At 56.0% G+C, this 14,500-nt stretch carries 9 protein-coding genes; 2 read left to right on the top strand and 7 right to left on the bottom strand.

All coding sequences use genetic code 11. The features are described 5' to 3' along the window. The first annotated feature begins 36 nt into the window (after window positions 1-36). Window positions 37-1,107, top strand: a complete 1,071-nt coding sequence (gene queG / locus CKW38_RS18455; RefSeq protein WP_095113556.1) for a tRNA epoxyqueuosine(34) reductase QueG — start codon at window positions 37-39, stop codon at window positions 1,105-1,107. 78 nt (window positions 1,108-1,185) lie between these two features. Here queG and CKW38_RS18450 read toward each other — a convergent pair whose 3' ends face one another. The 5 genes from CKW38_RS18450 to orn all read right to left on the bottom strand — a co-directional run bounded on the left by CKW38_RS18450 (window position 1,186) and on the right by orn (window position 10,711). Then, on the bottom strand, window positions 1,186-2,715 hold the full coding sequence (locus CKW38_RS18450) for a leucine-rich repeat domain-containing protein (RefSeq protein ID WP_095113493.1): 1,530 nt from the start codon (window positions 2,713-2,715) through the stop codon (window positions 1,186-1,188). A 273-nt stretch (window positions 2,716-2,988) separates the two neighbouring features. Next, on the bottom strand, window positions 2,989-7,788 hold the full coding sequence (locus CKW38_RS18445) for an RHS repeat-associated core domain-containing protein (protein WP_256588407.1): 4,800 nt from the start codon (window positions 7,786-7,788) through the stop codon (window positions 2,989-2,991). Window positions 7,789-8,091: 303 nt separating this feature from the next. Beyond that, window positions 8,092-9,135 (bottom strand): hypothetical protein, encoded by a 1,044-nt coding sequence (locus CKW38_RS18440; RefSeq protein WP_095113492.1) that lies wholly within the window; start codon window positions 9,133-9,135, stop codon window positions 8,092-8,094. 171 nt (window positions 9,136-9,306) lie between these two features. Then, window positions 9,307-9,918 carry a trimeric intracellular cation channel family protein gene (locus tag CKW38_RS18435; RefSeq protein ID WP_038360340.1) on the bottom strand — a complete coding sequence of 204 codons (612 nt, stop codon included), beginning with the start codon at window positions 9,916-9,918 and terminating at the stop codon, window positions 9,307-9,309. 250 nt (window positions 9,919-10,168) lie between these two features. After that, window positions 10,169-10,711 carry an oligoribonuclease gene (gene orn / locus CKW38_RS18430; protein WP_095113491.1) on the bottom strand — a complete coding sequence of 181 codons (543 nt, stop codon included), beginning with the start codon at window positions 10,709-10,711 and terminating at the stop codon, window positions 10,169-10,171. A 107-nt stretch (window positions 10,712-10,818) separates the two neighbouring features. Between orn and rsgA the strand changes: the two genes are divergently transcribed. Then, window positions 10,819-11,850, top strand: coding sequence for a small ribosomal subunit biogenesis GTPase RsgA (gene rsgA, locus CKW38_RS18425; protein ID WP_034151654.1), 1,032 nt, complete (start codon window positions 10,819-10,821; stop codon window positions 11,848-11,850). 409 nt (window positions 11,851-12,259) lie between these two features. Here the strand turns inward: rsgA and dinD are convergent, their stop codons facing one another. After that, the gene (gene dinD / locus CKW38_RS18415; RefSeq protein WP_256588406.1) at window positions 12,260-13,168 is read right to left on the bottom strand and encodes a DNA damage-inducible protein D; all 909 of its coding nucleotides are present in this window, start codon (window positions 13,166-13,168) and stop codon (window positions 12,260-12,262) included. Window positions 13,169-13,293: 125 nt separating this feature from the next. Then, a complete protein-coding gene (locus CKW38_RS18410; protein ID WP_095113489.1) occupies window positions 13,294-14,427 on the bottom strand; it encodes a sterol desaturase family protein in 1,134 nt (377 codons plus the stop codon). Window positions 14,428-14,500: the final 73 nt, after the last annotated feature.

The raw sequence follows: 14,500 nt of genomic DNA, 5'->3' as shown, positions 1-14,500 counted from the left end.
AATTATACGCACCTCAGCTCCGGTTTCTCTCGCCTCATGTCCGCCATCACCACAGACCTGCCCGCCCTCGCCCAATCGATCAAGGATTGGGGCCGCGAGCTGGGCTTTCAGCAAGTCGGCATCAGCGGTCTGGATCTGGCCGAGCATGAGCAGCACCTCGCACGCTGGCTCGAGGCCGGCTACCACGGCGAAATGGACTACATGGCCGCCCATGGCAGCAAACGCTCGCACCCGGAAGAACTGGTGCCGGGCACATTGCGCGTGGTCTCGCTGCGCATGGATTACCTGCCCGGCGACACACAAATGGCGCAAATGCTGGCGCAACCGGAAAAAGCCTACGTGTCGCGTTATGCCTTGGGCCGCGATTACCACAAATTGATCCGTAAACGTGTGCAGCAATTGGCCGACAAGATTCAGGCGCAGATCGGCCCGTTCGGTTTCCGCGCGTTTGTCGACAGCGCCCCAGTGCTGGAAAAAGCCATCGCCGAACAGGCCGGGCTGGGCTGGATTGGCAAAAACACCTTGGTATTGAATCGCAAGGCCGGCAGTTATTTCTTTCTCAGCGAATTGTTCGTTGATCTGCCATTGCCAGTCGACGAGCCGCACAGCAGCGAACATTGCGGCCGCTGCACCGCGTGTCTCGATATCTGTCCGACCAACGCTTTCGTCGGCCCCTATGTGCTGGACGCGCGGCGCTGCATTTCCTATCTGACCATCGAACTGAAAAGCGCCATCCCTGAAGACCTGCGTCCGTTGATCGGCAATCGCGTGTTCGGCTGTGATGACTGCCAGATCGTTTGCCCGTGGAACCGCTTCGCCAAGCCTTCCGGGGAAAGCGATTTCAAGCCACGGCACAACCTGGACAATGCTGAACTGGCCGAGCTGTTTTTGTGGGATGAAGAGAAGTTCTTGAGCAGTACTGAAGGCTCGCCGTTGCGGCGGGCGGGGTATGAGCGCTGGTTGCGGAATCTGGCGGTGGGGCTGGGCAATGCGCCCTCAACGATTCCGGTGCTGGAAGCGTTGAAGGCGCGACGGGATTATCCGTCAGAGTTGGTTAAAGAGCATGTGGAGTGGGCGTTGCGTCAGCATCTTCCTGACACGCTGTAAAAGATTTTCGATCCACTTTCACGGTGTGCCCCATCGCCGCCACAATCAGCTGCCCCCAACAGGTTGCCAGCGAATGGATCAGCCCTCATCGGCGCTTTCCAGTCCACTATCCACGCCGTCAGACACTATATTCTGTTGGGGCACCCAGACATCGCCATCCACTTGAATCAGGATTCTTCTGTCTAAACCGGCGCCGTCGAAATAGGCAGTGATTCGTTGCAGAGTGTCGTCATCCAGCGGATTGTTTCGAAAATCATAATTGACCTCGCGAACGTCGGGCACATCGAACAGTTCTCGTGGCAGGCTCGTGAATCCGTTATGCCGAAAATCCACATAGGCCAGACTCTCGATGTCAAATATCCCGACTGGCACTTCGGTCAGGCCCGTTTTCGACAGATAAAGGCTGTCCAGGCGCCGCATGTAACTGACATCAGGTGGGAGACCCAGTGGGTTGTTGCTTAAGTCCAGCAGCGTCAATCCTTCAATGTGGGCGAGACCTTCGACAGTCGCTTCGGAGAGTCGAATGTCGCAATTGTCGAGGGTTAACGTCGTCAGCTCTCTCATTTGAAAAATTTCAACAGGAAACGCTTTCAACGCTAAACCAGTGAGCGTCAGGTGCTGCACGCCCGGAAAAGCTGCAAGAAAGGCGCTGCCACTCAACACATAGGTACCGGAGAGACTCAGTTCACGGACATGACTGAAGTCAGCCGACAAACGCGGCAGAGTGCCCGTCATATCCAGAACGTAGTCAAGCTTTTCGGGGGTGTACGGATTTGCGGTGGTTAACTGGCGCGACCAATTGGCCTGTAGTTCCTGCGCGAAAAGCGCGCGGTGCGATCGCAGCCTTTCAATCTCAGTTATTGTCAGTGCCTGCCCCGTGACCGGGTGCAGCGATGGCACCTCTACTGCCCACGCGCCAAGATCTTTCACCAGCGTGAGGTGTTCCACCTCCAGCCGAGCCAGTGCCTGCCCCGTATCTGCGCTCAATCGCTCGCGGTGCAAGTCAGCTCGCGCCTCTTCGGTCAATGTCGGATACAACACGGCCAGGCGTTCGTCTATCGTACGAAGCGGTTCCACCTGAAAATTCCCATCACCGGACCACGCACCGCTATGCTCCTGTGCTAGCTGCCCGGGTAGACCATCGCTGTCCGCCGGACGCCAGAACTTGCCCTCGGCACCCGGTTTCATCAGCGGACCGGAAGCGTTGAGCTCGCTGGCGACGGTAGCGCGAAACTGGCCGCTTTCGGCGTCCTGAACCACTTGCACGAAGTAATCATCAGCGACGGCTACAAACAGACGCTGTTTATACAGCCGTATGCCGGACGCGTCGGCGTCACCGAGATTTTTCCAGTCTTGTATCCAGTAGTCTCGAAATGAAGATGCAGACACAGCCATCTCCACTTCACTGACGTAGGCAGCCATTGGACTTACGCTGACCGACTGTGCGGCGGCGCCAATATCCGACCTGCGAAGGGGAAAGGGCGCGTCCAGATGCGCGAGGCTCGATGGGGTGTGCTGACTGCTCCGTGGCAGTCCTTGGGAGCCGCCAGCGCTGAAATCATCAGTTCTACTTAGGGCAGGTTTAATCTTTGGTGGTTTACCAGCCATAAACTTTCATCCTTGGTTTAGTTGCGCCGATGCCGCAGCGCTGCACCGGCAGCGCCGGCCATCAATGCAAGTAGTCCTCCTGGACCACTTGGCGATTGGATGGACCAGTTTATCGGGATGACTGCTGCGTGAAGATATAAATAGATCTTCACGCAGCCTTATTTACTCAAGTGTAAGAACGAACTACACCACCACGAACCCTTGCCCGTGACGAGCCGTCAGTATGGGAACACTGACGCTGCACGATTGCGAATAACTTCGCTCACAGACATATCAGCCGCCCCTCTGCGTGTGACCTATCTTATGCGCCGTCACCGTTCGAGTGTCCTTGTTCGCGTAAAAAAACAAACGCTTGCCGCCACTAAGCCTGATTTCGGTGTAACCCGTCTTGTTGAAAAATCCAGGCTCTCCTAGTTCCAATTCAGTAGCGCTGCGAAACGCGACCATTTCATTGTATTTAACGCTTGATCCCAAGCGCTTTGCCGCTTTGGAAGGCGTCAATCCCTGTTCGACAATTCCATTTTTGAACAAGTAATAGTCGGCTACTTCAGCATTCCCGAGCGCCTCAAAACCATCAACTGCGCCCATTCCGGTTTTTTTTCCCGCCACCTTCCCTTTGAAATTGTAAGTCTTGAAAGTCCAGGGTTCTGTTGCAGCCGCCGCTCTCTGAGAGCTTCCTTCGCCCCGCGGGCTGAAGAATGTGGTGTATTCTTTTTCGACGATTTTGACCGGCGGCTCATCCGCGACTGTCGCGATGTAAGCGCGCGCTCTCGTGTGCTGCGTGAAGATCTTCTGCACCGCCAGGGCGCCTGCTGCTATCGACACGATGCCCAGCCCCAGACTCACCCAGCCAAGTATTGCCCCTGCCTGGGATTCCGAGTCGAGGGCATTCGCCACCTCACTGCCTATGCCCGTAGCTCCCGAAGCGACGCCCAACCCCATCGCCAACAGGCTCAGTGGCGTGGTAGTCCCCATGGTCACGATACTCAAGGCAATCCCGATGACTCCCAATGCGATTCCGGCAATTGACTGCCAGGAGATATGACCCGTGGGGTCAATCCGATTGACCGGGTCACCCAAGCAATACGCGTACGCATTCACGCCACCCGCCCCAAACGGGCTCATGCTGTCGGGGCTATTGAAACGCATGAGCGTCGGGCTGTAGGCACGGTAACCATGACCCAGAAGGTACAATCCCGTGACCGCATCGAGTTGCTCGCCATTGAATCCCGCCAAACTGAAGAGACCGCCTTCAGCAACGCGATGGCCGTAAGGGTTGTAAGGGTTGTCTTCCCATTGGTCCCCGTGCAACTGAGTCAGCACACTTTGCTGTTGATCCGTCCCGAAGATCCGGCTGCCAGCGTCCGCCCCGAGTTGTTGTTGTCCCAATAACACTGCGCCGTTGCGCACCACACTGCGCGAGTCGTCACCACGGATTTCGCAACTGACGGTTGAGTTGTGGTAATAGCGCTGAGCATCCGCCATGCGCGGTTGCGACAACTCGACGATTCGATCAAAGCCGTCGTAATGAAAACCACGCACCACCTCCCCTCTGGCGTCACTCACCTGGGTCAGGCGACCGAAGGCGTCATATGCCAGAGTGCGAGCCTGATCGTCCTTGACCATCCGGCCATCGGCGTCGTACTCCAGCGTAACCGACGCAGGATAGTCGGCATGCGAGTGCGATACCCCAATAAGCTGCGCCGGATCGCTTTCGCTAAAGCTGAAAGTCGTTAGATTGACGCCTTCGGGAAACGTGGTTTGCAGTGTCAGGATGTTATCCAGTGCGTCGAAGGTAAATGCCTGCTGGACGATCTCCTTGCCGTAGGGGTCCCGCGGCCGCTGGCTGCCCTCGCAGTCGTACTGCGTAAGGCGCCCGCGCACGTCGTAGGTGAAGCGCTCATCACGCAGCACGAAAGCGCCGCGCTTCAAGACCTTTTGCGCCAGTTTGCCGGCCACGGTGTAGGTGGAGCTCAGCGTCTGGGTGGGCAAACCGTTGACCTCAAAGCTTCGGGTCGCTTCACGGCCGATATCGTCGTAGGTCAGGCGCGTCGTCAGCAGGCGCTTGGTCGACGTATCGCGCGTTTCGATCTTCGTCAACAAACCGCGCTTGTCGTAGGAAAAATCCGCCTGCACAGCACCTTGCTTGAACGAGGACCTACGCCCCCATCTGTCATACCCGGTCTGATGCTTTGTACCCAGTACATCCATGTAGATCAGGGGCAAACCGGCAAAAGAATAGGTATGGGAAACCGTCTTGCGCTGTTCGCCATATCGGCTGGTTTCCGACTTTAGGCGTCCGGAAGGGAAATACTCGAAATGACGCTCGCGACCTTGTTCGATGCAGCTCTTGATTTTACCGGTCAGGGGATCGTAGGTGAATCGGCTGGTCAAGCCATCCTTCCCCTCAGTCACGGCTTTGCGCTCAGTCAACAATCCGCCCAGCTCGGACGCATGGATGAACTCGACCTTCTGCCCCCTGGCATCGGTGGAAGACTTGGGCAGGCTGCGACCGGCCTCATAACTGGCCAACGTCTTACGCCCTCCCACAGTTATCTCGGTCACACGGTTCAAGCCATCGAACGTCTGCTGCCCCAGTAGCGAACCGGCCACTTTGATTTCAACGGGCAGCTCGGCGGCGCTATGGGCTGCAAACGTGGTTTCCACGGCATGGCCGTCCGGCAGAACACTGCGAGTCATCCGGTCGAACACATCATATTCATAGCGTGTCGTGTTGCCTGCCGGGTCGGTCTGACTGAGGGTTCGGCCCAAGCCGTCATATTTATAAACGGATTCGCCCAGGCTCTGGTTTTTGAGATCAAACACTTCAATGCTGTCCGGCTTGCCGAACGCATTGAAGGCGGTAATTGTCTTGCCCATGCCGTCCTGCCAACTCTGCTGCTGGCGGCTGATCGGGTCAAACTGACTGTGAACGACTCGCCCATCGCCGTGCCGGGTTTCTGTGACCTGACCCCAGTCGTCGTAAGAAAATTCCGTCTTGACCTCTCGCACGAGGCCGTCCCACCAGTCACTGTGGATGACCTGCACTTGGCGGCCGCTCTGGTCATGGAGGGCGCTGTAAGCATTGCGCATCGGGAAGTTGCCTTGCGGATCAGGGTTGTCGCAATCCTTTTCCTGAATCGCACAGATGCGTCCCAGCGCGTCAAACGTGGCTATTTGCATGCCACCTGCCGAGTCTTTCGTGATCATCGTTGCGGGCTGGTTACCCTTGGCCGCCTGATAGCTCCAATGGGTAGTGGAGGCGAACGCCGTAGCGGGTGCGAGTGTCCTGCGCAGGCGTCGGCCCAATTTGTCGTATTCGTACTCGATCACGGTGTCTTCAGCATCGCGCTCGCACATTACCAGTCCGCTCAGGATCGAGAGCGTTTGTTCGCTGGAACTGGTTTTGCCGTCAAAACCCTGCACCGTTTTCTTCAGCACCAACTTGGTACCGTCGAGCACATAAGAGCAATCGAGACGAGTAGTCGTCGCATTGCGCGTGACGCTTTGCTGTTGCAGCAACCCGTGTCTGGCGGGGTCCTTGGGCGAATTGAGATAAGTCAGATCGACCTGGGATCGAAGCGTCTCACTGCCGTCGATCCACTCGAAAAAGCTCTCTTGGATGGGCACAACATTGGCCTGCGACGCACCTTCGATGGCGGAATGCAATGCATATCGGTAGCGTGTCACGGTAGTTGCGCCGCCGCCAGCCGCGGGAGTCACGGCCCTCTGCTTCAGAAAGCGGATGAATCCTAAAGGATCTTTCGGGCAATCCTTTGATTCGGTGCCTGGATAGTATTCGAACTGCGTGACCACCCCATCGCCCCCTACCTGCCTAAGCAGATTGCCAGCGGCATCGAATTCAGTGGTGGATGTCTCGGTGCGTTTGTTCTTGGTTTTGCTGTTTTCGTAAGTGCGGGTCTGAGACTTGGGCAACCTGAATTGAGCGACCTGCTCTGTAAACGGCTTGGCGACGTTACAGTGGTACTCGGTAGTCGTCGAAACGATAGCGTCATTGCAGGTGGTCACTTCTGAGACCAACAGATGAAATTTGTTGTACGTGCGCTTGGTGTGAGTATGAAGCTTGTGCCCCACGATCAGCTTCTCAGTGGAGTTGTACTGATACGTCCCCGGTGCCCGGTAGAGAGGGTCGCCGTCATCAGTGGAATCGGGCGGCACACCATGCCCCAGGTAATTGCGATCCGAATAGGTGTACGTTTTGATGACCTTCGGCTGGCCTTGCTTGGCGAAAATGTCATGGGCTATCACGTACGGCAGACCTTGCACTGCCCCCAGCACAGGTTGCAGGTGCCCGAGCCTTTTGTAGCGAATGTTTTCCACGGCGCCGAGTGGCGACTCCACGCGTTTCACATAGCTGATGCCGTCAATCACTTCGTACTGAATATCCCACCCCCTGCCCACCGGTAAGCCGATGGCGGTGACGCGATCATTCTTGAAGGTCATCGAGAATTCAGCGCTGTCTGGCGTATCGGGATTCTGGGTCAATGTCAGCCGGCCAGCGGTACGGCTGACTGTGAGCAACTGTCTTTTTGCGTCGCTGATTTCCACGAGCATCGGCTGCTCATTGAACAGGGCATATTTCAAGGCAATGCTTGCCCCGTTCGCCGCGATGATCTTCATGGGTACGGCAATGTGCGTGGCGCCAAAAACTTCAAGTTCTTCGCGCCGGCCATCCTTGTAGCGCACTTCATATCGCCCGATGCCTGTTTTCAGAACCTTGGCGCTCTCCAGTTTCATTTCCTTGAAGAACAGCGCTTTGGCTGTTTCAGCGGCTTTATAGGTCTCACCGCTGGCCAACGTGATGACTTTACTGCGCAAGTCATAACGACTGGTCGACAGCGACCACCCTGTGCCATAGCCGGCGTTGCGCGTATTAAGCGGATTGAAGCCAAGGGCAAGATTAAATGAGGGTCCGTTGAGATCGGCAGAGCGAATGGCACCGAGTGTCAATGCCAGGGTATATATACCTGTACGGGGATCAACACCACCAGCGACAAAGCCACCGAAGTTGAATGCATTGGAACGCACCGAATCAAAAGTTTGACTATCCATGGATAACATCCTGTCACTTTCAGAAAAAAACACACACGTAAGCGTCGCGCTGACTTCACAAGGAAATAATGAAACCGGAACAACCCCGGAAAATTTTCATTAACTTAATATGAACGACCGACTGAGGACCGATTACAGGTTTGCGGGGGGTTGTGCTGGCTCCGTAGCACCACGGAGCCCGCGAACATTTATCTATAAAGCATCGAAACTGCAGTCAATCATGAGTTTGATGAAGTTACAGCTTACAGGCCCACAACATCTGAAACGGCATATATATATCTACGCCTTTTAGCATCTCAGTACTCAACCACGCTCCAGCGAAAACTCCCGCGCATCAAAGTCAGTGCGAATGGCGAGTTTGTGTTCGGTACCATATTGATCAATGGCGACAAAATGAAAGGGCGGAGCGTGCTTGTGCGCCGCTTCAATTGTCGAGTACTCAGACAAGCCCTGCACCACGGTCAATTCCCCATCTCGGTCATTGACTCTTACGGAGTATTTCTCTTTGCGTTCCGACAACTTCAAGATGCCGTCCACAGCAAAGGTCAGTACGTCGCTAAGCGGATGACTGCTGTACGGCAAATACACATCATGGGTTATTTCCTCTGGAACAACGAAGATACCTTCAAGGTAATTGGTATTCCATGCACGAAGCTTGTTACCTCGGGCAAATATCCGATCACCGCGAATGCCTTCCGAAACCCAGTCCACCAGTTTGATTTGCTGTCCGCCCTGAGGATACAACCCCAGGTAATAGTTGACGATGCGATTACCTGGCGCCTCATCACCACGCCGGGTTTGCTGCCAGCGGAAACTTTCGATGGAATAAGCTGCCGGCTGTTTTGCAGTCAGCGAGACACTGCTGTCATGCACACTGGAAAGCGTCGTACCGTTGGTGCGAATGGTTGTGTCATTCCATGACAACCGTGCAGCGATACGGGTTTCTCCTGCTCCCTGTGAAGAGACCCAAAAAGACCGCACTTGGGGATGAATGCTGTCATCCTCATCTTCATCGGACACCGCTACCGCATGATCTGCATTGCGCATTTCCAGCGTGTAGGAACCTTGCTCGGTGCTGGAAACCCAGCCGCCCTGCAATCTGCTACCGCCATCGTAATGGATCAGCTCAATACTGTTCATCACTTCAGGCGGTACGTGAACTGCATTTCCGTTAATGTCGGCTCCCGCAACGACAACTTGCACTTTAACCTGCATCCGACCATTGCCATACAGCTCTTTACTTCGGGTAGTTTCAGCGGTATCAAACTTCACCTTGAACAAGGTAAGGCTATCAAAAGCAGCCAAACTGCTTGACCGCGCCTGAGTCTCTTCCATGACTTGATTCATGACTTACTCCGTTATCTCAATGCTATTTAAGAAATCGACATCAACTGCGATGACGTCAAAACAAATAACACGATGAGCACAGGAACAGAAAATCAAAAAATGTAAGAAACTTGCACTTACCTATACAGATCAAAATAATACAACTTATTCAAACCAACAAACCGAGCTTTCTCAATGCTCATCGTTGTAGACAAACTTGGGCATTTCCCAATGAAAACGAATGGCCAGCAGACGCAACAAGAACCCACCGAACAGCGTAATCAGAATGGCTTGTTCACTTGGCACGTTCAAATAAAGGCACAGCATGTAGCACCACGCTGCGGCGAAGGAAACGCTCGCATAGAGTTCACGGCGGAAGATCAGCGGAATATCGTTGCAGAAGATATCCCGCAGGATGCCACCAAAGACGCCGGTGATCACACCGCTGACCGACGCCACCAACATCCCATGGCCCATTTCCAGCGCGGTCATGCAGCCGATCAGGGTGAACGCCACCAGACCGACGGCGTCGAGTACCAGAAACAGCGAGCGCAGGTGGCGCATCCAACGGGCGGTGAACACGGTAAACATCGCTGCGACCGAGGTCAGCACCAGATATTCCGGGTGTTTGACCCACGTCAGCGGGTAATGCCCCAGCAGCACGTCACGCACCGAACCGCCGCCCAATGCCGTGACGCAGGCGATCAACACCACACCAAACCAGTCCATGCCGCGACGTCCGGCAGACAAGGCGCCAGTCATGGCTTCGGCGGTGATGGCGATCAGATAGAGCATCAGCAACATGGTGGCGATCCAGGCAGGAAGGCGCGCAGTCTAGCCATTTAGATGCGGCACCAAAAGGGGGCAATGCCATCACAGAGTTCTCTGGTTGAACCTGTGGCGAGGGAGCTTGCTGCCGCTGGAGGGCGAAGCACTCCCCTGCGCTCATTCAGACGACCGGAGGCTGCAGGTTTTGCGACTGCTGCGCAGCCGAACGAGGGCGAGCTCCCTCGCCACATTAGCCCAGCACCCACCAACGGTTGTCGCGGTGAAATCAGAACTTGATGAAGTGCTTGCGGTAGTGCTGCAACTCGGCGATCGATTCGCGGATATCGTCCAGCGCCAAGTGCGTGCTGCCCTTCTTGAAGCTGTCGCGCACGTCCGGCGCCCAGCGCGCGGCCAGTTCCTTGAGCGTGGAAACGTCGAGGTTGCGGTAATGGAAATAGCTCTCCAGCGCTTTCATGTGCGTATAAAGGAAGCGACGGTCCTGGCAGATGCTGTTGCCACAGATCGGCGACTTGCCCTTCGGTACCCATTTTTCCAGGAAGGCGATGGTTTCGGCTTCAGCTTCGGCCATGTTGATACGGCTGTCGCGCACGCGCTGGGTCAGGCCGGAGTTGCCGTGGGTGCGGGTGTTCCACTCGTCCATGCGCGCGAGGACTTCGTCACTGTGGTGGATGGCGATCACCGGGCCTTCGGCCAAGGTGTTGAGGTCACTGTCGGTGACGATGGTGGCCATTTCGATGATGACGTCGTTTTCCGGATCCAGACCGGTCATTTCCAGGTCGATCCAGATCAGGTTCTGCGGGTTTGGCATATGTCGGCTCCTAGGCAATGCTGCGCAGTTTAGCCTAGGCCGGTGGCCGGGCGTGCTAAACTCGCGGCCGTTTTACCTAATCGCTGCATTCTTCAGACGGAACACCCATGGCCAAACGCCAACTCAATCGTCGTCAAAACTGGCGCATCGAAAAGATTCAGGGCGAACGCGCTGCCCGCGCCGCCAAACGCGAGTCCTCGGCGGTCGAGGCCCTTGAGGGCGGCGATCTGGGCCCGGAACAAACAGGTCTGGTGATCGCCCACTTCGGTGTACAGGTCGAGGTCGAGGCGGTTGACGGTGATCAGGCCGGCCAAGTGTTCCGCTGCCACTTGCGCGCCAACCTGCCAGCACTGGTGACCGGCGACACGGTCGTCTGGCGCGCCGGCAACCAAGGCATCGGGGTGATCGTCGCGCAACTGCCGCGCACCACCGAACTGTGCCGTCCGGACAGCCGGGGTCAGCTCAAACCGGTCGCCGCCAACGTCGACATGATCGTCATCGTCTTCGCGCCGCTGCCTGAGCCTCACGCCAACCTGATCGACCGCTATCTGGTCGCGGCGGAACATGCGGGCATCCGTCCGTTGTTGCTGCTGAACAAATTCGACCTGATCGACGAGCAGAACGCCCCGGCGCTCAATGCGCTGCTGGCGGTGTATCGCACGCTGGGTTATCCGGTGCTGGAAGTGTCGGCGCACCACGGCAATGGCATGGAACAACTGCAACAGCAGCTCGACGGGCGCATCAGCGTGTTCGTCGGCCAGTCCGGTGTCGGCAAGTCGTCGCTGGTCAACAGCTTGCTGCCTGAAGTCGAAACCCGCGTCGGGCCGTTGTCCGAGCTGTCCGGCCAGGGCACGCACACGACGACCACTGCACGCCTGTTCCACTTCCCCGGTGGTGGCGAATTGATCGACTCCCCGGGCATTCGCGAATTTGGCCTGGGCCACGTCAGCCGCGCTGACGTTGAGGCAGGTTTCATCGAGTTCGATGATTTGCTCGGCACTTGCCGTTTCCGCGACTGCAAGCATGATCGCGAACCGGGCTGTGCGTTGCTCAAGGCGCTGGAAGATGGCCGCGTGCAGCAGCAGCGCATGAACAGCTACCGCTCGATCATCGCCAGCCTGCCGGAAAACGGTTATTAAATAGCCGTACCGGCGGCCCTGAGACCCGGGGTTGCCGGTTGTCGGATTACGCCTGACAAATCCCTAAAACGCTTAAACAACAGACGTTTCTGTAGGCGTCCGCACACCCGCTTGCAGGACATTTCTCTTTTGCTGCCAGCACCTTGTAGGCATTACGCAGATGCCTACAGTCAGTTCCCCCTTCGCACTTTCGCGACCTCCGAGGAACCCCATGCAAACCTACCAATTGTTCAGACCGGTAACGAGTCGACACGGACGACCAACAAACACAACGCCGAGGTGTTTCACGACGCACTGAAAAACAGGATTCGTCGCGGTTTCTAGAGCCTACCGGCACGCAACAAAAAGCCGCGTACCAAACGCGGCCTTTTGTTGCTCTGCACGCTAAATCTACAGAATGGAATGCCAATCAGTCAGTCGGCAACTTCGGTGCTTGTTTCGCAATACTCTTTTCGTGTGATTTAACTCGGCGCTCAAGTTTGCGAATGTCTTCTTCAACAGGGAGTTCCTCGGGTTTGATACCTCGTTGATCCAACATGTCACGCACACTCAGATTGTTTTGAACATGCTCCTTGGCAATAGCCGTCTCACCCTTCAAATCGACCTGTAGTACATTGTGATTGGTCATCTCCGTCGCGAGGTTTTTGGCCGCAATAGTCAACGTAGGTAGAAAATCCGCCAGTGGTCGACTCTTGACGATGCCATAGCGATCTTTCATCGCTTGCGTTGTTTGCCCACCAAAGAGTGCGGCATCGCCCCGAGAACGAATGCGAGCGAAGCCTTCATCGTCCACTCCTCGTTCGTAGATATTCTGCGACAGTTCCTTTTCAGACTCACGCAAGCGATCACGTGCATCAAACCGTGCTTGCAAGCGCATCCGGTCTTCAATCAACTCCTGTTTACGTGTTTGCAGCGCGAAATAACTCTGAGCGAAAGCAATGGGCTGCTTACGTGGATCACCATTCTGAGCGATCAGGTAACAGGCGTAACGAGTGAGCATGAAATCGTCGATGGCACGCTGCCCACCCTTTCCGACTTCGATCATTTTCGTGACGCCACGAAAATGATCCTGTGCAACGGTTCCAGTGGCTTCACATGAAGCTATAGCTCGCTGGATAACCGTAAGAAAGTTCTCCCAACGGGCATAATCCAAAGGCTCTTGCAGCTCGCGAGCAAACCAAAACTCGATGCCCTCACCGGGAATACGTTGTACCAGTTGGTCAAACTGCTGTTGCAATAAAAAAATGCTTGGACTTCCCATGGTGACGATTCCTTGTCGTTTAGGTGGTTTAGGTGGTTTAGGTTCATCAGCAGTCATCAGAAAAACAACTGGCAGCTGCCTCGGAATATTATCAATGAGTGCGGTGGCGAGAGTGTGTCCGCCTATCGACAGCAGGCAAAAAAAAGCCGCGAATCAAACGCGGCTTTCTTCAACCTCCGAACCTACTTCGGCTCAGGCTTGCGAAACGCATACAGATGCTGACGCACAATCCCGCCCGGCAATTCCTTACCAAACACGCCATAACGCACCGGCCACTCTTTCGGCGGCAGCTTGAACGTACCGAACAGCATGTCCACCAGCGGCGTGTGGATCGCGTAGTTTTTGTAGATGTAGTCCTTGTGCCGGGCGTGGTGCCAATGGTGATAACGCGGCAGCACGATCAGGTAGTTCAGCCAGCCGCCGTTGATCCGCACGTTGGCGTGAGCCAGCACCGCTTGAACACCGACCAGAATCACATAGGCATTCAGCGCTTGCGGCGCGAAGCCCAGCAGCATCAACGGCACCAGCACCCCGGTGCGGGTCAGCAGGATTTCGATGAAGTGCACGCGCGAACCCGCGAGCCAGTCCATGTGCGTGCTGGAGTGATGCACCGCGTGAATGCGCCACAGCCATGGCACGACATGGTAGAGCCGGTGCAGCCAATACTGACCGAGATCGGCGACCAGGATCGCCAGCAGAAACTGCACCAGCAACGGCAGGCTTTGCACGCTGGCCTGCAAGCCAGGCGACACCGCCCAACCGGCGATGTAGCTTGAGGACGCGGTGATGAAGATCAGGATGAACTGCACCAGCATGTGGCTAACAAAAAAGTAGGTCAGGTCGGTGCGCCAGTGGGGGCGCAGGATGTTTTGCTCGGGATCCTTGGAGTAGAGCTTCTCCAGAGGAATGAACACGATGGCCGACACCAGCAGCGCCAGCACAAACCAGTCCAGCCCCAGCGAATAAGGCGTCTGCCCGATCGAGCTGACCTGCACATTGGTACCACCGAGAAATACCGCCAACCCCGATGCAACCAGACCGGTAATCCCCAGGCGTTTGCGTGTGTTCAGCAGGATATTCAGGGTGCCGAGGCTGAAAGACAGCACCAGACCGAGCAACAGCGTGGTGCGTGCGAACTGCTCGTCATAGACCTTGCGCAGTTCGGCCGTGGTCAGCCATTCCGGGAAGAGAAAGCAGAACACCGCCAGCAGGCTCAACAGCCCGAGGGTGGCCGAAATATAGCCACTGACCCGCCCCTCGCCAAACTTGAAGGGTGCGTTGCCATGCCGTTGAAAATAGGCTTTGAGTCTTTCCATAACTGATCTTCCGTGATTGCGAAAACTGCGACTGGTCATTGCGACGCAGGCAGATACAAAAAAGCCACGGTGA

Source organism: Pseudomonas sp. Irchel 3H7, from assembly GCF_900187605.1.
Lineage (GTDB): Bacteria > Pseudomonadota > Gammaproteobacteria > Pseudomonadales > Pseudomonadaceae > Aquipseudomonas.
This window is presented reverse-complemented; position numbering and strand designations above follow the sequence as displayed.